The organism is Kitasatospora acidiphila, assembly GCF_006636205.1.
Lineage (GTDB): Bacteria > Actinomycetota > Actinomycetes > Streptomycetales > Streptomycetaceae > Kitasatospora > Kitasatospora acidiphila.
In genome coordinates this window covers 4,865,715-4,884,731 of the sequence record NZ_VIGB01000003.1, presented here as the reverse complement: position 1 = coordinate 4,884,731, position 19,017 = coordinate 4,865,715, and the positions used below count along the sequence as shown (strand labels likewise).

The following is a 19,017-nucleotide window of genomic DNA, read 5'->3' as shown; positions in this document are numbered from 1 at the left end:
CGAAATCTCCACCATCATCCTCGCCAGTAGAGATGCTGGCCCAGGTTGAGAAATCCATGCGCCTATCGCTTGACAGCGGCTTGCGCGTGGTGCTACAAACGATCCCGTCAGCATGAAGAATCCAACCGGAAGGAGGTTAGACCGGGCCGAACGGCGGCCCGAGTGTCCCGAGAAAAAACGCGAAGCCCCCGGCGCTACGAACACCGGGGGCCGATCGGAAATCTCGCCACCGCCCATCCCAGGACAGTCGACCTACGGCGAACCGGGTTGCCCCCCGGAGCCGCCGAGTGAGGATCTCCATGAGCGAGGCTACCGCCTCCCGCCCCTCCCCCGTACCCCCTTCAGCGGGCACGTCCCCTGCCCTATGGCCACCCGTCGCCAAGCCTGGCGAGCCCGGCGCCTACCTGCCCACCCAGCAGGCCGTGGACCTGTCCACAGACTGTGGACAGGTCCACGAGGAGGCGGCACCTGCCGCACCCACGGCCCCGGACGAGATCGACCTGATGCCGGACACCGAAGCGACCGAGGGCGCCGACTTGCTCGCGCAGCTGAAGGCCCTGATCGCCAAGTTCGTGATCCTGCCCTCCGAGGAGGCGCTGGATGCCGCGACGCTGTGGGTGGCGGCGACCCACCTGCAGGGCTCGTGGCAGCATGCCCCGCGCCTGGCGGTGGTCGGTCCCGCCAAGCGCTGCGGCAAGTCGCGGCTGCTCGACGTGCTCACCGAGACGGTCCATCAGCCGGTGCTGACGGTCAACTCGACCCCAGCCGCGGTGTTCCGCTCGATCACCGAGGAGCCGCCGACCCTGCTGGTGGACGAGGCGGACACCATCTTCGGCAGCCCGAAGATGGCGGAGAAGAACGAGGAGATGCGCGGCCTGCTGAACGCCGGGCACCAGCGCGACCGGTACGTGCTGCGTGTTGTCGGCAACGATCACACCCCGCGCCGCTTCCACACCTTCGCGATGGCCGCCATCGCCGGGATCGGCGACCTGCCGGACACGGTCATGGACCGTTCGATCGTGATCCGCATGCGCCGACGTGCCGAGGGTGAGAAGGTCGCGCCATACCGGACCAAGCGCGACAGCCCCGCCCTGCACGGGATTCGGGACCGGATCGCCCGCTGGACCGCCCCGTTGGCGGACCCGGCCCTGCACCTGGAACCGAGCATGCCGGTCGAGGACCGCGCCGCCGACACCTGGGAGCCCCTGGTGATCGTCGCCGACCTCGCCGGCGGCCCCTGGCCCCGCCTCGCCCGCCAAGCGTGCAAGCGCATGGTCGATGCCGAGGCGAAGACCGAGGAGGAGAACCCCGGCGGGGCGCGGATCCTCGCCGACATCCGCCGGATCTTCCACGCCAACAACGAGCCGGACGGCATCACCACCGACCAGCTGCTGTTCACCCTCAACGGCGACCCCGAGGCCCCGTGGGCGGAGTCCGGCCGGGGCGGACTGACCCCGCGTGGACTCGGTGCGATGCTCCGCGAGTTCGGCATCTCCTCCGGCAACGTCCGCATCGGGGACGGGACCCAGCGCAAGGGCTACACGCGCCACAAGTTCGCCGACGCCTGGCGGCGGTACTGCCCGAGCGTCCACCCCCAGGCCCCCAGCGCCATGGGCACGGGCGCGAGAGGCTGACGGGCCCTCACCGGTTGCCGTCCCTGCCGTCCCTGCCGTAACAGCGCAAGTCACAGCACCCGCTGCCGAGACGGATCGGCCTCCCAAGACGGAAGCCGTATCCGTCCCGGGACGGCAGGACACCACCTGCAGGACGGCAACCATCCCACTCCGCCACCGGCCCGCCGCCGCCCGAACCCCGGCGCGAGCGGCGGGCCCGCCCGGGACGGGAAACACATCCGTCTTGTGCCGTCCCAACCGTCCCTGCCGTAAAACCACAGGTCACAGGCCCATGCCGCCGGGACGGGTACGAGTCCCAAGACGGATACGCGCACCGTCCCGAGAGTGAACACCGCTGCGTCCAAGACGCCACCGGCCAGCCGCGCCCGCCTCTGCCGAGCCCACCCTGCAACGGCAAGACGGCAAAGACGGCATTCCAGCATCCATCCCCACCGCGCTCCCGAGGACCACTGCCCACATGAGCACCATCCCGTCGGCCACCCGCCCGGCCGGCATCTTCGGCCGTTTCACGATCACCCTGGTCATGGCCGCCACCGCCTGCCTCGCCTTCACCTTCTCCTTCGGCAACGTCTGGGCCCTGGCCTTGCGGCTCGGCGTCGCGCACCCCATCGCGCCGCTGATCGCCCCGATGGTGGACCTGTCCGTCGTCGGGCTGCTGGTCGCCCTGCACTACCTGTCCGCCACCGGCACCCCCGACGAGCTGCGCGCCGTCACCCGCCTGCTCCACCTGTGCGGCCTGCTCACCCTCGGCCTCAACACCGCCGAACCCGTCCTCGCGCAGCACTACGGACGCGCCTTCCTCGACGCTGTGGCGCCAGTCCTCCTGCTCGGCTGGGGGCACGTCGGCCCGATCATCCTGCGCCGACTCCACAGCCCGACCACCGCCACCGCCCCGCGCCCGGCTGCGGGAGCGGCCGAGCCCGACCTTCCCTCAGATGGCACAACCCCCACCACCGATGCACCCGCGGCGGATGGCAGGGCCAGCCTGAGGCCGGCAGCCGAGCCCGCTCCGGTGGCGGAAGCGGGACAGGATGCCCTGTCCGACGACGAGCCGGTGGTTGTACTCGGCGACGCCGTCCAACCCGCCGGGCGGGAACCGGTGCTCGGGGCCAAGCGCACCGGACGCAGGCCCGCCGCTTCCATGGACGAGCTGGCCGAGATCGCCCGCCCGGCCGTCGAAGAGAACGGCCCCACCCAGGCCGTGATCCGGACGGCCCTGCGCGAGGCCGGCATACCAATCGCCAGCGACCGCCTCGGCAAGCTGACCCAGCGCTTCAAGGACGAGCAGGCCTCCCAGCAGGCCGAGTCCCAAGCCCAGCCCTCGGCTGCCTGACGCCCCGCCGCTCGCCCGAGCACCGGCCCAACCGATCCGGGCGAGCGGCCCCTCACCAGCACTGACCGGCGTTCACCGGAACTCGCACGCGCCCGCCCGGACGCTCCGGAAGTCCCGAACTCCCGCCTTCTGCACCGGATATCCCGCACAGCCGAACCGGGATCCCAGCCGGACGATCACGCCGTATCCCCGCACACCCCGCGCCCGCCACCAGCGCGTCCCGACAGTAAATCCGGAGGACCCCATGCCCGCCCCACACGACCGGCACACCCTCGCCGAAACCGTCCCCGCACAGGACGCCAAAGGCGGTAGGCTGATCGGCCGTCTACTCCGCGCGTTCGGCAACTCCGCTCCTGGCGTAGCCAGTTGTACCCAGTCTCCGACACTTCGCGCGGGTCTGGGGTCCTCCGCCCCGGGGGTGGCGGAGGAGGTCCGGCGCGAGGGCGCGCTGGACCAGGCAAAGGCCCTCGGCCCGGACGAACTCAACACGCTGCAGCTCGACATCCTCGCCCGCACCCACACCAACCAGCCGAGCACCGAGCCGCCCGCCAGCGTCGATGACGAGAGCATCCGCGTCGCCCGTGCCGCGTTCCTGCACGAGAACACCGCCGCCCTCGACGTCCCGAAACTGAACGCTCCCGCCGGCGCCCAGCCGATGCCCAAGGGCAAGATCCGGCCGCACACCGGAACCCGCCGCAAGGAGCGGGTCGGACCGGTCAGCTACACCCCATCGGAGCACGCCGAGTTGCTCGATGCCGCCGACCGCCACGGCTACGGGAACACGATCTCCGGATACCTCGGCGACATCTCGCTGGCCTTCATCCGGGGCGAGTTCACCGTCGACCTGCCCCTGCACACCGACCGCCTCGCCCTCCAGATGTTCCGCGCCGAGGTCCTCCACCAGATCGGCCGCATCGGCAACAACATCAACCAACTCGTCCACGTGCTCCACCGCGACGACCGCGTCGAACCCGACATCGGCGAACGCCTGGAACGCCTCGACCACCTGCTGACCGACATCGCCGAAGCCCTGCTCATACCCACCACCCGCCCCGAAGGAGGCGCCAGCACGTGATCCCCTCCATCAAGGACCCCGGCAACAACACCCGCGGACTGCTCGCCTACCTCTACGGGCCCGGCCGCAACGACGAACACCTCGACCCGCACATCGTCGCCTCCTTCAGCCCGCTCGGCCTGCGCGACCCCGGACGAGACCCGCACGCCACCCTCACCCAGCTCGCCCGGATCCTCGACGAGCCGGTCAACCTGCGCAACAGCGGCTTCGGCAAGAAGGTCACCGACCACGTCTGGCACTGCCCCGTCCGCGCCGCCAAGACCGACCGCTACCTCTCCGACGCCGAATGGGGCGAGATCGCCCGCCGCATCGTCCACGCCGCCGGCATCGCCCCCGACCGCGACCCGCACGGCTGCCGCTGGATCGCCGTCCGCCACGCCGACGACCACATCCACATCCTCGCCACCACCGTCCGCCATGACGGCCGCCGACCCAAGCGCCACAACAGCGGCAAGAACGCCCAGGCCGAGGCCCGCCTGATCGAGAAGGAACTCGGCCTCCACCAGGTCCAGCCTGGCGACGGTACCGGCGAGCGCCGTCCCACCCAGGCCGAGATGCACAAGGCCGAGCGCCTCGGCTGGCAGCAGACCAGCCGCGCCTGGCTGCAGGACCGCATCCGCGACGCCATCCCCCACGCCACCAACGTCGAGGAGCTCTTCGCCTACCTCCAGGCCGACGGCGTCGAGGTCAAGCCGCGCCGCCTCCCCTCGGGCGACCTCCAGGGCTACTCCGTCGGACGGCCCGGCGACCTCAACGCCAAGGGCGAGCAGATCTACATCCCCGGCGGCAAGATCGCCCCCGACCTATCCCTCCCCAGGCTCCAGACCCTCCTCGCCGTCACCGCACCCGAGGAGCACCCCACCGCCCGGCGCAACCGGCCTTCCAGCAGTTGGCAGCGCACCACCGACGCCCTCGACCACGCCCACCAGCACCTCACCGACGACGCTGCCGGCGGCGGGGATGGGGATGGCTCGCTGGCGCAGGCGCAGATCACCGCGCTGGGCGACATCATCAACGCCACAGCCCAGACCGTACCCACCGAGCTGCGGGCAGAACTGCGAGCCGCCACACGGGCGTTCGCGCGAGCCCAGCGCTCCCAGATCCGCGCCGACCACCAGGCCGCCGCCGACCTTCGCCGGGCCGCCCGCGACATCATCCACGCGGGCGACGGGCCCGACGGCAACGCCCTCACCGTGATGATCGCGGCCCTCGTGTGGGCAGCGATCCTCACCAGCCGCTGGCACCAGGCCCGAGGCCACCAGCAGCAGGCCCACGCCGCCCAGCAGGCCGTCCAGCACCTCCAGGCCACCTACGACCACGCCGCCGCCGACCAACTCGCCGCCCTCGCCCACCGCCAACCGAAACCGGAGGTCGCCAACACCCTCGCCGGGGACATCCGTTCCGCCGTCCCCGACCACGCCGCCCGAATCCTCGCCGACCCCAACTGGCCCGCCCTGGCCACCGTCCTCGCCGACGCCAAGGCCCTCGGCCACCAGCCCCGACAACTCCTCCAGGAGGCCGCCACCCGCCGCGAACTCACCACCGCCCGCATGCCCGCCAAGGTCCTCCTCGGCCGCATCCAGCACACCAGCCGCAACCCCAACCACAACCCGGCCGCTGAAGCCGCCCGCCTGCGCTCACCCGTCGCCAAGCCCCTCGGCCAGCAGCCCACCCTCACCGACACGACCACCACACCCCGCCCACCGGCCGGCACCCCGCCCCGCCACACCCGCTAACCCACGGCCCTGCCCTTCACGCCAGGCCACCCCACGCCGGGGCACCGGCCCGGTGCCCCGGCACTCCCACCCACTACGGAGACCAACCCTGAAGATCCACCCGGACGCCACCCAGTACCCGATGCTCCCCGAGCACGAGCTGTACGACCTCGCCCAGAGCATCAAGGAGTTCGGCCTTCTGCTGCCGATCGTCCTCGACCCCGACGGTGTCCTCCTCGACGGCCGCAACCGCCTCGCCGCCTGCGAACTCGCCGGCGTCGAACCCCGCTTCACCACCCACACCGGCACCGACCAGCGCGAGTACATCTACCTGTCCAACGTCGTACGCCGGCACCTCAGCGAAGGCCAGCGCGCCATGGTCCACGCGATGTTCCTTTCACTTTCGGGACACTCCCTGCGCACCCACGCCAAGCTCCACGACATCAGCCGCACCCGCCTCTCCCTCGCCAACACCGTCCTCAAGTACGCCCGCGACCTCGCCGAGAAGGTCCGCGACGGCAAGCTCGGACTCGATGCCGCCGCCGACGTCGCACGCCAGCGCAAGGCCGAGGCGGAAGCCATCCAGGCCAAGCACGAAAACCTCCGCCGCCACGCCCCCGACCTCGCCGTCCAGGTCACCGAGGGCCACCTCACCCTCGACGACGCCACCCAACTGCTCAGCCAGCGGCAGGAGGAAGTCCGCAACGACCAGCAGTATCTGACCGCCATCGCCGAACGCTGGGACGCCCTCCAGACCCTCGCCCACCACCCCGACAGCCTCCACACCCGCCAGGTCCTCGACGGCCTCACCGACAAGGCCCGCACCCTCGCCCACCGCCTCATCGCCCTCGAAACCCAGCCCGAGGCAACGCTCCAGCACAGCTGACCGTCCCCGCCCGCGGGTCAACGGCCCTGCTGAGATGTCGGTTTGATGTCTTTCTGCGGCGGCCGGGAACCATCCCGGCCGCCGTGCGTCGTGTGTGCTTGCCGACCGTCACCCGACACCGAAGGGCACCACTTGACCAACCCTGGCTCTGACCCCAACGAGCATCACCGAGTCGTCATCCGCGCCGTCCCCCACCCTGGTGAACTCGACGCCCGCGGAATCCCCATCACCTGCCCCAACTGCCGCGCCCGCCGCGACTGGCTCCTCCTCAACGTCCGCCACCAGGTCTTCGTCCGCTGCCGCTGCGCGACCGAGTGGCACGAGCCCGACCTCACCCGCGCCTACTTCGACCTGCACTTCACCGCGCCCGAACGCGAGTGGGACGACTTCGACGCCGCCATGCGAGCACTTGCCTACGACGGTCTGCTTGCCGGCACCACATGGAGCTGAGCTCAAGTTTGCTCGGGGTCAACGCCGTTCAGCGTTGACCCCAAAAACTCAGCTCGCTCGCTCGAGGCCTCCGACAGCAGTCGGCCAACTGCTCGGACAATCGCCTCGGGATCTCCGTCGTAGAGGACGGCGTCCTCACTCTCGATCGGAGCCTCGAACCGCGCGAAGAAGTCGTCCAACGCATCGGGCGTGACGGTGAGCGCATTGGCGTCCACGCGCTGGTTGCGCTGCTCCAGGCGCCGCAACAGCTCGGCCCTCTCAACAGGAAGGTAGACCAGCAGCCAACGACCGCCAGCGGTCTCCACCGCCTTCTTCCACGCCTCCCGATCGGAGCGGCGCCACAGGCCGTGATCGAGGACGACATCCTGTCCGGCAGCCAGGTGCTCGGTCAGCCGTCTATGGACGGAATCGAGCACCGGGCGTTCACGCTCGAAGTACTCGTTCTCGGGGTAGTCGACGCCGTAGCGACCATGGAGGCGGTGGACTTCCTCGTCCACGGACAAACGAATCAGGCCGCGTTCGGCGAGAGCCTGGGCGAGCACGGTCTTACCGGAGCCAGTGATGCCGACCAGCAGGACGGCGAGCGGTGCAGTCTTCAAGCGCCAGCTTCCTTCCCAGCGGGCTGTCGGGTGCCCGACTTGGCTGTTCCAGCCCGAGTCCGACCTCAGCCGCGCTTACTTCATGATTCCCCTTCTCAGCTTGCCGGTCGCCGGGCAGTCTCAGCGAGCGCGCCTGCGAAGCCGGCCGCCCCCAGGACAGAGAGCGTGTGCAGCGCCGACAGTCGGCGACTGTCACTCCAGAGGCCCTCAGAAGGCGTGAGGAACGGCTCCACCGGCACCTTGGCAGCGTTGAACGGACCGTGATCGAGGTACCGGAGTCCGCCTGGGCCGCAGAGGTACGTGGTCGCTCCTGTCACCGTCGCGAGGTCGGCGAGCCGCTGCGAGCGTTCGCTGCGTGCTGGGAGCTGACTGCTGCGGATGGTCCGGCCTTGCCAGCCCAGTAGGTCAAGGAGGGCCCTGGTGGAGTCCTCCGCCACCACCCAGGTCCGGTCTGAGTTGGTGAACGCCGTAAGCACACGGTCCAGGACGTCGCTGACGTGCCGCCAGTGGCGGCTGCGCCGGTAGCAGTGGCGGACTGCCTGTGCGGTCTGGTGACGGCTGTGCTGCGGGTCGATCAGCCGGGCGTCGCGGATCAAGGTGGCTCGGCCGTTGGGGAGTTGGGTGGCCAGGCTCAGCCAGTGCTGCCGGTCGGGGCGGTCAAGTGGGGCGATGCGAGCACGGTGCTGGTAGTCGCGGCGGGCGAACTGGACGTCGTCGAGGACGATCCAGTAGTCCGCCGCAAAGATCTTGGCCAGGGTGCTGAGCCGGGGCAGGAAGTTGGGTTGGTGGATCGCGCAGACCCCACCCCGCCTGGGGAGAAGGTCAGTTGAGGAGGCGGCTGGTGAAGCCGTCGCGGACAAGGGCATCGTAGGCGTCATGCACGTCCCCAGGGACTTCCTGCTCGACGGCGAAGCCGAGCTTCGGATACTCGATCACCCGCTGCAGGTCTCCGACGAGCATCTCGGCGACCTTGCGTTCGTCTCCCATGCCCTTGAGGTAGTCGTCGAAGTCGATCGGCTGGGAAGCACAGACAATCTCGACCTCGGGCCAGACCTTGCGGGCGGTGGCGAAGGCGCGTCGTTCCATGTACGGCATCGCGATCAGCATCAGCGTGCCGGGCCGGATGCCGGCATCGGCCATGACCTGGCGCGACAGGGTGATGTTCTGGCCGGTGTTGGTGGCGTTCGGCTCGATGAGGATCGCGTCGGTCGGTACGCCGAGGTCAAGGGCGTGCTCGCGGAAGTGGATCGCCTCGCCGCGCGGGAAGCGGTCGGGGGCGGTGGGGTTCGGACCGCCGGAGAAGACCAGGGTTGGGAAGAGGCCGGCGCGGAACAGCTCGGCGCTGTAGGCGGGCACGCCCAGGTCGTGGCTTCCGAGGGCGATGGCCGCGTCGCAGGGCCGGAGCTGGTGGTGCATCTGGTGGTAGTCCCAGATCAGCTGGGCCGCCTTGCGCTGCTGATCGGTCAGGCCGGGCTTGTCCTCGTGCGTCACGCGCTCTCCCTGGTCACCGTGGCCGGGGGCTGGGAAGCCCTCGGAAAGAGGTCCTGATGCCCTCGATGGCGCGGAGTTGGTGGCTGAGGCTGAACTGGGCCGCCACTGCCGCCGCATGGTCGAGGACATGGAGACCATCATCTACGGTCGCTGGGTCGGAGAGCAGGATGTGGCCGTGCGCGGTATCCAGGCGCACGCGCTGCATCGGGGTGTCGGTGGTGCCGGTCGCGCGGGCGGTGTCGATGAACTGCAGGGCTCGGGTCAGGTCGCCGGCGCCACGGTAGGCCAGGGCCAGTTTCTGCTGGGCGACGGACCAGTCGTCGGGCTCGCTGAGATCCTCGAAGTCACGGCTGGCGGCCAGCATGACCCGGGCCGCGTAGTCCTGGTTGCCGTCCTTGCTGAGTGCGGTCCCGACCCACAGCCGGGCGCGGGCGCGGTCGCGGCGTGAGAGTCGCTCGTCAACGGCGAGAGCCTCGTAGTGGTGGGCTGCCGCGTCCAGCTTGCCGGACATCTCAGCCACGACGGCCTGCGACAGTTCAATCTGCGCGATCCGGCGCGGGACAGCGAGCTGAGTGAAGATCTGGCGGGCCTTGGCGTAGGCGTGGTGCGCGGACATCGGGCCGACCAGGACGCCTTGGTCGCGGTAGAGGTCGGCTTCCAGAACGGTGGTGCGGCCGAGCAGGTACAGCCCGCGGTCGTCCAGTTCACCGACCGGCCAGCGGGTGCTCCAGCGGGAGAGCAGGCTGTGGGCGAAGCCGAAGTTCTGGCGGTTGAGTGCCACGACGGAGCGCTCCAGGTCTTCGGTCCAGGTCTCGTACTCCCACAAGCGCGGGCCGGCGGCCGTGACGCGCGGGGCTTGGCCCGTGGCCTGGCCGGCCTCGGAGAGGAACACCTCGAAGCGCATGTGGACCGCCGGGCTGGCCCGAGCAAGCGCTGTGTCGAGGATGGCCTGGTTGTCCGAGTAGGGCTCGGTGTCGGCACGGTGCTTCTCCCACTTGGCGACCGTGCGAGGAGCGACACCCAGGTGCTCGGCGAAGACCCGCATGCTCATCCGTAAGGCAGCGCGCAGGGCAGCGGCCTCAAGCCCAGTCCAACGGTGCACCGTGGCCACGTCGTTGCCTCCCTTCGCACACATCGAAGCACCACAGACGCACCCGGTGCGGCAGAAGTGCAGCGAAAGTGCAACAGGTGGTCATTCCCGCGAGAACCAGTGCGGCGGCACGCTCAAGACATCCCGAGAGCACCCCGCCTCCCACGGTGAAGGACGGTCTGCCAAATGGAACCTCTGACCGAGCACCGCCCCCTCAACGGCCCCGTTGTTTACGGGTTCCTGCACCTGGTCAAGGCGTCCGCCGGACGCGGCAGCGCGCTCACGGCCGCGCTCACCGAGTACTGCCGCCAGCACGAACTGCTGCTCGGCGCCATATTCACCGAGCGCACCGCACCGGCCCAGGGCGAGCGCTCCGCCGCCTTCGTTGGCCTGCTCGATGTCCTGGCCCTCCCCGACACCTACGGCGTCGTCCTACCCGCCGCCTCACACCTCGGCCCGCGAGCCGTCGCCACCGCCCGTCGCAAACGCCTCGCCGAGGCCGACACCCGCGTCCTTCTGCTCCGGCCGCCCGGCCGAGCCCGTGAATCCCCCGACCGGGGAGCGACCGGTCACCCAACCCGAGGACGGAGCCCGACATGATGACCGGCTTTCCTCCGGGCCCTCAACGCCACCGACCCCGGCCGCCAAGCGAACCCATCGGCCAGGGCCACGATCCTCGAACCAGCAGGAGGCTTCCGGTGCATCCCCCCATCCCGAACTTCCCGCCCCTGCCCAAGCGCATCCGTGGCGATCGCGTCCGCGAAGCGAGGGCTCGGCACGAGACCGGCGGCTGGCAGGCATGGCCCGACGCCGACGTGCCCGAGCCGCCCACCGCCACCTCCGACGACCAGCAGCGGGACGAGTCATGACCGACGACGACGTCCTGGGAGCGGCCTGGCCGCTGACACCGTTCGACGGCGCGGTGGGCTTCGCCCGCAGGCTCGTGATCGCCACCCTGCGGCTGTGGGGCTTCGAACTGGGTGACCGGGCCGATGACGTGGCCCTGCTGGTCAGCGAACTGCTCACCAACGCGTTCACCCACAGCAACGGCCAGCTGGTCACCCTCGGCCTGTACGCCAGCCGCAGTGAGCGGGCGCTGACCCTCGACGTGCTCGACGGAAGCAGCGCCCAGCCCGAACTCCGCGCCGCCGCCGACGACGCCGAGCACGGACGCGGTCTGTTCATCGTCGACTACCTCACCGACGGTTGCTGGACATCGCAGGCAACCGAGCACGGAAAGCGGGTTCTGGCCACACTGACTCTGGCCGCCCAGCCGAGCGCCGCGCAGCGGCAGCAGCTGCGCCAGCGGATCCAGGCCGCCCGGCCCCTCCCCCTCGTCTTCAGCTCCTCCACCTGAGCTGGGGTACCCGGCGACGCCCCGACGCATCGATCGCCAACGGGCCATGCCGCCATGCCCAACCAGCCCCTCCGGCTGGTGGGCAGCTCCCCTAGAGAAGGGCCCCTTGCGCCATGTCCTTGACCTTCGACCCCCAGTGGTTGTCTCGATACCCGGCACAGGATTCGGTCGCCAACGCGGAGTCCTCCTGCGTCTTCTGCGGCATCGTCCGCGGCGAGGTGGACGCCCACGTCGTAGCCGAGACGGCAGACACCGTGTGCTTCCTGGACCACCTCCCGGCGACCTACGGGCACGTCCTCGTCGTTCCCAAGCAGCACTACCGGGACCTCTCCGACATCCCGGAAGAGTCGTTCCAGCACGTCATGGCGGCTGCGAAGCAGGTGGCGAACTCTCTGCAGGACTCCTGCGGCGCGTCCGGCATCAACCTGGTCCACGCCACCGGCCGGGCCGCTCATCAGACCGTCTTCCACTTCCACATCCACGTCGTGCCGCGCTACGACGGCGATTCGATCGTCGTCTTCCCTCGACTGGCCGATCCGGCCCGCAAGGACGAGGTCGCACAGCGCCTGCGCACGGCCCTCAACAACCCGCTGCCGCCCATGGCCGAAGCAGAAAGCAGCCAATCGTGACGACTTCACCGGACGACGCCGTCGCCCAGTTCACCGAACAGGGCTACCTGCTCCTCAAGCAGGCCGTCCCCGACAGCATCGTCAGCACGCTGGACACGGCCGTCCGCAAGCTCACCGACGACCGCGACCCCGACCTGACGCACAGCTCGTTCAACACGAACCCGGCCCTGACGCACGTGCGCAACGCCGCGAACATCATCCCCGAGTACCAGTTGCTCTTCGAGTGCGGCGCCCTGATGTCCGTCCCCCACCGGATCCTCAACGGGTCGCTCCAGGTCCTGGGCAGCGAGGTACTGCGGCGGGGGATCTACCAGCAGGCCCACGAGCCGTGGCACCGCGACTCCGGGCCCTACCTGGAGCGTCCGTACGACAAGCTCAACGGACCTCTGCACCTCAAGACCCAGGTCTTCTTCACCGACACCCGGCCCAGGGACAGCGGCAACCTCGTGCTCATCCCCACCTCGCACTGGTGGCCGGCCAACCGCAAGGACGACGCCTACTGGGAGGCGGCGAACGACGCCCTCGCCCAGGGCGTGCTTCCCGACGGCGCCCTGAGCATCCACGCGGAACCTGGCGACGCGGTTGTCTTCGGCAACACCATGTGGCATGCCGTGCTGCCCAACCGGACCCAGGAGCGACGCAGCGCGATCATCCGCTTCGGGCAGGCGTGGCTGCGCCCGTACGACCACCCGTGTGACCCCGCCATCGCAGCCGACCATCTCTCTCCGCAGAGCCGGATGCTGCTGGGCTACCACGCGAGCGAGGTCAACCCGGTTGACCTGTACAAGGACCCGACGAGCACCGAGAGCTGGTGCGCGCGATGACGGACTCGCCGAAGGTCGTCACCGTGCTCGGGGCGACCCGGAACTTCTTCAAGGTCGGCCACTACACACTGCGTCGACTCGCCGCTGAAGCACCGCAGCTGACGCTGCGCCTGGCGATTCCCGAAGCCCGGATCGCCGGGCGCGCCGTGAGCGACATCGAGGTGCAGCTTCGGGACTGGGAGCCGATGGACCCCGCTTCGCTGGCCGAGGCGTTGGCCGGGACCGACACCATGCTGATGGTGCCTCCGATCGACCGGCGAGTCGACATCGGCGGGATGTACCTGCGGGCGGCGCAGAAGGCCGGCGTGCAGCAGATCGTCTGCCTGGGCATCCAGTTCGCCCCGGGACAGTGCACGATGGCCGACGAAGCAGCAGCGCTGGAGGCACTCCTGGCGAAGTCCGGGATCGCGTTCGACCTCGTCCAACTGCCCATGTTCCTGGAGAACATCCTCTACCAGTGCCAGTCGATCGCCGAGACAGGGTCGTTCACCTTCCCCGTCGACGCCGACCGCCCGTTCTCCTACATCAGCTGCGACGACGCCGCCGAGCTGTTCTGCCGCAAGATCCTCTCTCCCGACTCGGTCGATCTGCGCGGTGCCCTGATGAGCCACTTCACGCAGGCGACCTGCGCCCAGTGGGCGTCGGTCCTCAGCGAGGCCTGCGGGCGGCCGATCACATTCGCGTGCCAGACGGACGAGCACTTCGTGGCCAGCCTGGCCAGGTACGGGATGCGCCGCGACGCCGCAGCGCAGGTCCTCGGCCTGTGGGAACGGATCAGTACCGAAGGGGACGCCCCAGCCACCTGGACCGCCGAGCTGATCCTGGGGCGACCCACCATCGATCTGAAGACCTGGACGAAGGCCCACGCCTGCTGCTTCGGGCCCGAGTTCACCTCGTGCCCCCACCCGCACCCGCCCACGCAGCACATGTTCGGCCCCGCCTGAAAAGCGAGACGCGGCGCGGGTCCGTGGCAGGGCCCGCGCCGCCCAATCCCTCCGCCTCTCACTCGCAGCTGTACCCGTGGGACCACGGCGGCGAGTTCGAGCACAGGCACACCAGCGCCAGGGCGAGATAGCTGTCCGTCGTGGTGCAAGACCAGTGAGGACTTCTCCAATGACTCTCACCAACTGGGGCGGCAACGTCACCATCGCCGCCCAGGGCGACTGGACCCGCATCACGTCCCTGGAACAGCTGCAGTCGCTGCTGACGCGCGAGGAAGGACCACTGCGCGTCCTCGGGTCCAGGTTCACCTACCCTGCCCAACTGCAGTGCCTGGACGGGACGCACGGCATCCTCCTCGACCTCCCCGGCCGGGGCGCAGGGGAACTGCGGGGCGAGCACCTGCGCGTCACCGGGGACACCCTGCTCGAAAACGTGTGGCGGGCGTTCGACATCCACGGACTGGAGCCCAGCGCCTGCCCGCCCGTGATCACAAGCCAGACGGTCGCCGGCGCCCTCGCCACCGGCACCCATGCACAGGGCCTGTCCGGCGGCACATTCTCCGACTGCCTGGCCGCCATCGAGCTCATGGACGGGACGGGGGTCCTGCACCGGCTCACCCCCGGTGACGCCGACTTCGACGCTGCCGTCCTCAACCTCGGATGCCTCGGCGTGGTCGTCGGCCTGGAACTTCGCGGCCGACCGGCAACCGAGCTGCGCTGCACCCGTTTCACCGTCGCCGAGGACAGCCTGCCCGAGCGCTACGCCGCCTGGAACCGCGAATCCGTGGCCGCCAAGAGCTGGTGGTTCACCGAACACCAGGTCGTGCACACCTGGGTCACCCACGATGACGCCTGGACGCCCACGGACCCCGCTGCCCAGAGCCCAGTTGACCTGGATCGCATCGTGACACACACCCGCCGTCAGCTGATGTCTGACATCGGCGACGGTCAGGGTCGGACACCGGCCGCCCAGACGCTGGAGAAGTTCCTCGGCGCGACCGACTCCAAGGGGACACTCCACGAGATCTTCAAGAACGGCATCCCGGCCCCGCAGCTGAACATGGAGATCGCCGTCCCCCTGGACGCGGTCCCCGAGGCATACGCCGGCCTCAAGGAGCTCCTGCCCGCCTCCCCGTACAAGTTGCACTACCCCGTCATCCTGCGCACCACCGGCCCTGCCCGTGGCCACCTGAGTCCCGCGCAGGCAGTTCCGGTTACGTACTTCGGCTTCGTGTCTTACATGACCGCCGAGGGGTTGATCACCGCCGCACGTCCGCTGTTCGACGACATCCAGCGCCTGCTCTACGGTCTGGGCGGCAGGCCGCACTGGGGCAAGTACTTCACCCCGGAACTGCTGCCCGCCTCCAACACCGAGGGCTTCCCCGAGTTCTGCCGGGCCGTCAGCAGGTTCGACCCGCACCGACGCTTCGAGAACAACACCTTCTACCGCACACTCGGGCTCTCCCCAGCACCATCCCGGACCGATGAACGGGCGCCGTCCGGTCGCTCCGTCCTACAGAGCCCACGGACGGAACCCTGCCCGATCACGCCCGCGCGGCACCAAGGGTGAATCGCGGCAGCGCCACCGCCGTGCTGTCGGTACCGGTCCGCAGAATGAGCAGCATGACGAAGCCTTCCGCAGCGGCGCCCGCTGTCGACCTTGCTGACGAGGCCGCTTACCTTGAAGCCGTAGCGCAGGCGCGAAAGGCCGCCGATGCCTACTACGGGTCCGGCGAATCGGACTTGGACGACGAGACCTATGACCGGCTGCTGCGCGGCATCACCGCCTGGGAGGACGCGCACCCCGGGCAGATCGCGGCCGACTCCCCGTCCCAGCAGGTCGCAGCTGGGGTGACCACTGGCGACGTCACACACACCGTGCCGATGCTCAGCCTGGGCAACGTCTTCTCGGACGAGGAGCTGAAGGCGTGGGCCACGTCGCTGGAGCGGCGACTGGGCGGGGCGGCGGTGGCGGGCTGGGCCGTGGAGCCCAAGCTCGACGGCGTCGCCCTGGCCGCCCGCTACCGCGACGGCCGGCTGGTTCAACTGGTCACCCGGGGCGACGGGACAACCGGGGAGGACGTGTCCCACGCCATCGGGGACATCACGGGCCTGCCCCTGACCCTGGCCGAACCGGTCACGATCGAGGTGCGGGGCGAAGTCCTCATGACCGAGGCCCAGTTCGCCGCCGCGAACGAGCGGAGGACCGCGCACGGGGCCACGGCCTTCGCCAACCGCCGCAACGCCTCGTCGGGCTCGCTGCGCGCCAAGGACCGGGCGTACCGGATCGGGCAGACCTTCCTGGCCTACGCCGCACTGACCGACCCCGCGCACACCGACGACCGCACTCTCGCCGGGCTCACCCACACCCAGCTCGTCGCCCGCCTGGCCGCCCTTGGGCTGGGGACCACGGCCGGCACCTCGGTCGCGACCATGGCCTGCGCGACCCTGGATGAGGTGGTGGCGCGCGTACGGGAGATCGGCGCCTTGCGGGCGGAGCTCGACTTCGAACTCGACGGAGCCGTGATCAAGGCCGACAGCCCGGCCGACCAGACCCGGGCCGGGATGGGCTCCCGCACCCCGCACTGGGCCACCGCCTTCAAGTTTCCGGCCGCCCAGAAGATCACTGTGCTGCGCGCCGTGGAGTGGAGCGTGGGCCGCACCGGGGTAATCGCCCCGCGCGCCGTCCTCGACCCGGTGGACGTCGCAGGCACCACCATCACCTACGCCACCCTGCACAACCCGGCCGACATCGCCCGCCGCGGTCTGATGCTCGGGGACCACGTCATCGTCTACCGGGCCGGCGAAGTCATCCCCCGTGTCGAAGGCGCGGCTGCCGGCCTGCGCACCGGCAGCGAGCAGCCCATCGTCTTCCCCGAACTCTGCCCGCGCTGCGGCGCCAACATCGACCGCAGCCAGGAGCGCTGGCGCTGTGAGCGGGGACGCGCCTGCGGCCGGACAGAGGCGATCCGGTACGCCGTCGCCCGCGACGCGCTCGACATCGACGGTCTCGGCGAGAAGATCATCGTGCAACTCGTCGACAAGGGATTGATCGAGGACTTCGCGGACCTGTTCACCCTCACCCGCGACCAGCTGCTCACCTTGGACCGCACGGGAGCCAAGAGCGCCGACAACCTCATGGCTGCCGTCGAGGCCGCCAAGACCAAACCCCTCAATCGCGTCTTCTGCGCCCTCGGCGTCCTGGGCACCGGCCGCTCCATGTCCCTGCGCATCGCCACGTACTTCGGCTCCATGCAGGCCATCCGAGACGCCGATGCCGTCGCCCTGGAACAGGTCGACGGCATCGGCGGCGAGAAGGCCCCAGTGATCGTGGCGGAACTGGCCGACCTCGCCCCGCTGATCGACAAACTCGTCGCCGCGGGCGTGAACATGGAGCAGCCCAGCTTCGTCCCACCAGCTTTCACAGATGCCGGAGTCGACGCGGAGACGACCGCCCAGACGACCGGGAGCAAGCTGCCCTTGGCCGGGATGACCGTGGTCGTCACCGGCGCGATGACGGGACCTCTCGCGGACCGTTCCCGCACCGAGATGACCGAACTGATCACCCGGGCAGGGGGCCGCGCCTCATCCAATGTCTCCGCCCGCACCCACCTGGTCGTCGCCGGAGAGAACGCCGGCAGCAAGCTCGACAAGGCCCGGGCCCTGGGCATCGAAACCATCACACCCGAGGAACTCGCTGAGCGCCTCGCTGGGCATCTGATGTGAGTGGGCAAATCAAGATCGCTTCGGCTGGCACTGCCGACCGGGCGGGACAAGGCCGGTGGGGGCGGGGTCCGGAGCCCTCGCCGGCGCCTCTGCGTGAGCCATGCGTGAGCGGACGGCGCAGCACATGCCGGTTCGGACCAGATCGTGGATCACGGACTAACGTCCTGACCTGCTGTTTCATCACCAAGTGATCGATGCCGGCAGGACCCAGCGTGATCACTTTCGGGCGCGCTGCGCGACGCGCTGCGCCCCGGGCCGGTGCCGCGTCCGCAGAGCTACCGGTGCGGGCCTCCTTGGTTGACCCACGCGCGACGGGGCAATGGTAAGAATGCGGTGGATCTTCTGGAAGCGGGAGAAACCGTGTGCGCGGCCCCGGCGAGACGAGAGTCTTCAGGCCTTGGTGCAACCTGCGAGAGCGTGGACCTGCCCCGACCCGGGAGACCGAGTGCGGACTGCTCCGGCTGCTGGAAGGGGTGCTCGCGTTGGCCTCGGCCCTCAGACCGAGGCAGGCTGATATTTGCAAGGCTCCACGCCACCGGCCAGGTGCGCCTGCCAGGCCCGCGCCCGGTGACCGGGCCGCGTGAAGGGAGACATGATGATCCAGGTAGGGGATATCCGGGAGTGGCGGACCCACGACGTCGTCGATGCCGATGGGAACAAGATCGGCACGCTGGAGGCGATCTACGTGGATACCAGCACTGACGAACCGGCCATGGCGACCGTCCAGATCGGCATGCCCACCCAGCACCGGCTGGTCTTCGTCCCGCTGAACGATGCGAGCGTCGGACCGGGCTACCTCAAGGTCGCCTACGACAAGGCACTCGTGAGGGACTGCCCTCCCATCGGCATGGATGACATCCTGCCCGCCGAGGACGAGGAAGCCGTCTTCCAGTACTACGCCCTGACCTACCAGAAGGGTGCCGGCGGCGAGCGGCAGCTCGCCCGCCGCTGAGCGCCTACACCCGACCGAGGAGACGCGCCATGGTCCCCATCCTGGCTCTGGTTATCGTCGCGATCGTGCTGGGCATCATCGGCGCCGTCGCCAACGGATGGTTCTTCCTCCTCATCATCGCGATCATTCTCTTCGTCGCCGACATGGCCTACGCCGGCATCCGCTGGTCCCAGCGCTCAGGCCGACGCCCGACCCGCTGACGTGCCATCCCCAGTGCGAGACGCCCGCTTCCGCGGCAGGCCCGGCTCCAGAACGCTGTACCTGTTCGCCCCTGGCCGGCAGGCGGCGCCCCGGCCTGGTGCCCGAACCCGTCTG

The 19,017-nt window shown here is 69.7% G+C and carries 20 protein-coding genes; 16 read left to right on the top strand and 4 right to left on the bottom strand.

Annotation, left to right across the window (positions count from 1 at the left end; translation table 11 throughout):
- The first annotated feature begins 299 nt into the window (after positions 1 to 299).
- The 6 genes from E6W39_RS23115 to E6W39_RS23090 all read left to right on the top strand — a co-directional run bounded on the left by E6W39_RS23115 (position 300) and on the right by E6W39_RS23090 (position 7,093).
- Positions 300 to 1,634, top strand: a complete 1,335-nt coding sequence (locus tag E6W39_RS23115) for a DUF3631 domain-containing protein (RefSeq protein ID WP_141635157.1) — start codon at positions 300 to 302, stop codon at positions 1,632 to 1,634.
- 457 nt (positions 1,635 to 2,091) lie between these two features.
- Positions 2,092 to 2,967 carry a DUF2637 domain-containing protein gene (locus E6W39_RS23110; protein WP_141635156.1) on the top strand — a complete coding sequence of 292 codons (876 nt, stop codon included), beginning with the start codon at positions 2,092 to 2,094 and terminating at the stop codon, positions 2,965 to 2,967.
- 418 nt (positions 2,968 to 3,385) lie between these two features.
- A complete protein-coding gene (locus E6W39_RS23105) occupies positions 3,386 to 4,042 on the top strand; it encodes a MobC family plasmid mobilization relaxosome protein (protein WP_228718304.1) in 657 nt (218 codons plus the stop codon).
- On the top strand, positions 4,039 to 5,778 hold the full coding sequence (locus E6W39_RS23100) for a relaxase family protein (RefSeq protein WP_141635154.1): 1,740 nt from the start codon (positions 4,039 to 4,041) through the stop codon (positions 5,776 to 5,778). The genes E6W39_RS23105 and E6W39_RS23100 overlap by 4 nt, the downstream gene beginning before the upstream one ends.
- Positions 5,779 to 5,899: 121 nt before the next feature.
- Entirely contained in the window at positions 5,900 to 6,643 is a 744-nt protein-coding gene (locus tag E6W39_RS23095) for a ParB/RepB/Spo0J family partition protein (protein WP_141635153.1), read from the top strand.
- A gap of 132 nt (positions 6,644 to 6,775) precedes the next feature.
- Positions 6,776 to 7,093 carry a hypothetical protein gene (locus tag E6W39_RS23090; RefSeq protein ID WP_141635152.1) on the top strand — a complete coding sequence of 106 codons (318 nt, stop codon included), beginning with the start codon at positions 6,776 to 6,778 and terminating at the stop codon, positions 7,091 to 7,093.
- Between the two features lie 2 nt (positions 7,094 to 7,095).
- Here E6W39_RS23090 and E6W39_RS23085 read toward each other — a convergent pair whose 3' ends face one another.
- From E6W39_RS23085 to E6W39_RS23070, 4 genes are all read right to left on the bottom strand, one after another.
- Complete coding sequence (locus E6W39_RS23085; protein WP_141635151.1) at positions 7,096 to 7,692, bottom strand: AAA family ATPase; 597 nt, start codon at positions 7,690 to 7,692, stop codon at positions 7,096 to 7,098.
- Positions 7,693 to 7,787: 95 nt separating this feature from the next.
- Complete coding sequence (locus tag E6W39_RS23080) at positions 7,788 to 8,558, bottom strand: WbqC family protein (RefSeq protein WP_228718303.1); 771 nt, start codon at positions 8,556 to 8,558, stop codon at positions 7,788 to 7,790.
- On the bottom strand, positions 8,515 to 9,183 hold the full coding sequence (locus tag E6W39_RS23075; protein ID WP_228718302.1) for a YdcF family protein: 669 nt from the start codon (positions 9,181 to 9,183) through the stop codon (positions 8,515 to 8,517). The genes E6W39_RS23080 and E6W39_RS23075 overlap by 44 nt, the downstream gene beginning before the upstream one ends.
- Positions 9,184 to 9,196: 13 nt before the next feature.
- Complete coding sequence (locus E6W39_RS23070; protein ID WP_141635149.1) at positions 9,197 to 10,294, bottom strand: helix-turn-helix domain-containing protein; 1,098 nt, start codon at positions 10,292 to 10,294, stop codon at positions 9,197 to 9,199.
- 165 nt (positions 10,295 to 10,459) lie between these two features.
- Here E6W39_RS23070 and E6W39_RS23065 point away from each other — a divergent pair, with 165 nt between their 5' ends.
- The 10 genes from E6W39_RS23065 to E6W39_RS39595 all read left to right on the top strand — a co-directional run bounded on the left by E6W39_RS23065 (position 10,460) and on the right by E6W39_RS39595 (position 18,902).
- Positions 10,460 to 10,873 carry a hypothetical protein gene (locus tag E6W39_RS23065; protein ID WP_141635148.1) on the top strand — a complete coding sequence of 138 codons (414 nt, stop codon included), beginning with the start codon at positions 10,460 to 10,462 and terminating at the stop codon, positions 10,871 to 10,873.
- 98 nt (positions 10,874 to 10,971) lie between these two features.
- Positions 10,972 to 11,142 carry a hypothetical protein gene (locus tag E6W39_RS39600; RefSeq protein WP_181799404.1) on the top strand — a complete coding sequence of 57 codons (171 nt, stop codon included), beginning with the start codon at positions 10,972 to 10,974 and terminating at the stop codon, positions 11,140 to 11,142.
- The gene (locus E6W39_RS23060; RefSeq protein WP_181799403.1) at positions 11,139 to 11,630 is read left to right on the top strand and encodes an ATP-binding protein; all 492 of its coding nucleotides are present in this window, start codon (positions 11,139 to 11,141) and stop codon (positions 11,628 to 11,630) included. The genes E6W39_RS39600 and E6W39_RS23060 overlap by 4 nt, the downstream gene beginning before the upstream one ends.
- Before the next feature lie 113 nt (positions 11,631 to 11,743).
- Positions 11,744 to 12,259 carry an HIT family protein gene (locus E6W39_RS23055; protein ID WP_141635146.1) on the top strand — a complete coding sequence of 172 codons (516 nt, stop codon included), beginning with the start codon at positions 11,744 to 11,746 and terminating at the stop codon, positions 12,257 to 12,259.
- Positions 12,256 to 13,083: a phytanoyl-CoA dioxygenase family protein gene (locus E6W39_RS23050; protein WP_181799402.1), complete on the top strand. Its 828-nt coding sequence runs from the start codon at positions 12,256 to 12,258 to the stop codon at positions 13,081 to 13,083. Before E6W39_RS23055 ends, E6W39_RS23050 begins: the two co-directional genes overlap by 4 nt.
- On the top strand, positions 13,080 to 14,027 hold the full coding sequence (locus tag E6W39_RS23045) for a Rossmann-fold NAD(P)-binding domain-containing protein (protein ID WP_141635145.1): 948 nt from the start codon (positions 13,080 to 13,082) through the stop codon (positions 14,025 to 14,027). Before E6W39_RS23050 ends, E6W39_RS23045 begins: the two co-directional genes overlap by 4 nt.
- A 169-nt stretch (positions 14,028 to 14,196) precedes the next feature.
- Positions 14,197 to 15,594, top strand: coding sequence for a D-arabinono-1,4-lactone oxidase (locus tag E6W39_RS23040; RefSeq protein WP_141635144.1), 1,398 nt, complete (start codon positions 14,197 to 14,199; stop codon positions 15,592 to 15,594).
- A 53-nt stretch (positions 15,595 to 15,647) separates the two neighbouring features.
- Positions 15,648 to 17,750 carry an NAD-dependent DNA ligase LigA gene (ligA, locus tag E6W39_RS23035; RefSeq protein WP_141635143.1) on the top strand — a complete coding sequence of 701 codons (2,103 nt, stop codon included), beginning with the start codon at positions 15,648 to 15,650 and terminating at the stop codon, positions 17,748 to 17,750.
- Positions 17,751 to 18,345: 595 nt separating this feature from the next.
- On the top strand, positions 18,346 to 18,702 hold the full coding sequence (locus E6W39_RS23030; RefSeq protein WP_141637897.1) for a PRC-barrel domain-containing protein: 357 nt from the start codon (positions 18,346 to 18,348) through the stop codon (positions 18,700 to 18,702).
- Between the two features lie 29 nt (positions 18,703 to 18,731).
- Complete coding sequence (locus E6W39_RS39595) at positions 18,732 to 18,902, top strand: hypothetical protein (RefSeq protein WP_181799401.1); 171 nt, start codon at positions 18,732 to 18,734, stop codon at positions 18,900 to 18,902.
- Positions 18,903 to 19,017 lie beyond the last annotated feature (115 nt).

Bases quoted from the DNA above. Each gene is read 5' to 3' on its own strand.
- E6W39_RS23110 (WP_141635156.1), top strand. From the start codon at position 2,092: ATGAGCACCATCCCGTCGGCCACCCGCCCGGCCGGCATCTTCGGCCGT.
- E6W39_RS23115 (WP_141635157.1), top strand. From the start codon at position 300: ATGAGCGAGGCTACCGCCTCCCGCCCCTCCCCCGTACCCCCTTCAGCG.
- E6W39_RS39595 (WP_181799401.1), top strand. From the start codon at position 18,732: ATGGTCCCCATCCTGGCTCTGGTTATCGTCGCGATCGTGCTGGGCATC.
- E6W39_RS23065 (WP_141635148.1), top strand. From the start codon at position 10,460: ATGGAACCTCTGACCGAGCACCGCCCCCTCAACGGCCCCGTTGTTTAC.
- E6W39_RS23095 (WP_141635153.1), top strand. From the start codon at position 5,900: ATGCTCCCCGAGCACGAGCTGTACGACCTCGCCCAGAGCATCAAGGAG.
- E6W39_RS23055 (WP_141635146.1), top strand. From the start codon at position 11,744: ATGTCCTTGACCTTCGACCCCCAGTGGTTGTCTCGATACCCGGCACAG.
- E6W39_RS23060 (WP_181799403.1), top strand. From the start codon at position 11,139: ATGACCGACGACGACGTCCTGGGAGCGGCCTGGCCGCTGACACCGTTC.
- ligA (WP_141635143.1), top strand. From the start codon at position 15,648: ATGACGAAGCCTTCCGCAGCGGCGCCCGCTGTCGACCTTGCTGACGAG.
- E6W39_RS23030 (WP_141637897.1), top strand. From the start codon at position 18,346: ATGATCCAGGTAGGGGATATCCGGGAGTGGCGGACCCACGACGTCGTC.
- E6W39_RS23040 (WP_141635144.1), top strand. From the start codon at position 14,197: ATGACTCTCACCAACTGGGGCGGCAACGTCACCATCGCCGCCCAGGGC.
- E6W39_RS23080 (WP_228718303.1), bottom strand. From the start codon at position 8,558: ATGCCCTTGTCCGCGACGGCTTCACCAGCCGCCTCCTCAACTGACCTT.
- E6W39_RS23045 (WP_141635145.1), top strand. From the start codon at position 13,080: ATGACGGACTCGCCGAAGGTCGTCACCGTGCTCGGGGCGACCCGGAAC.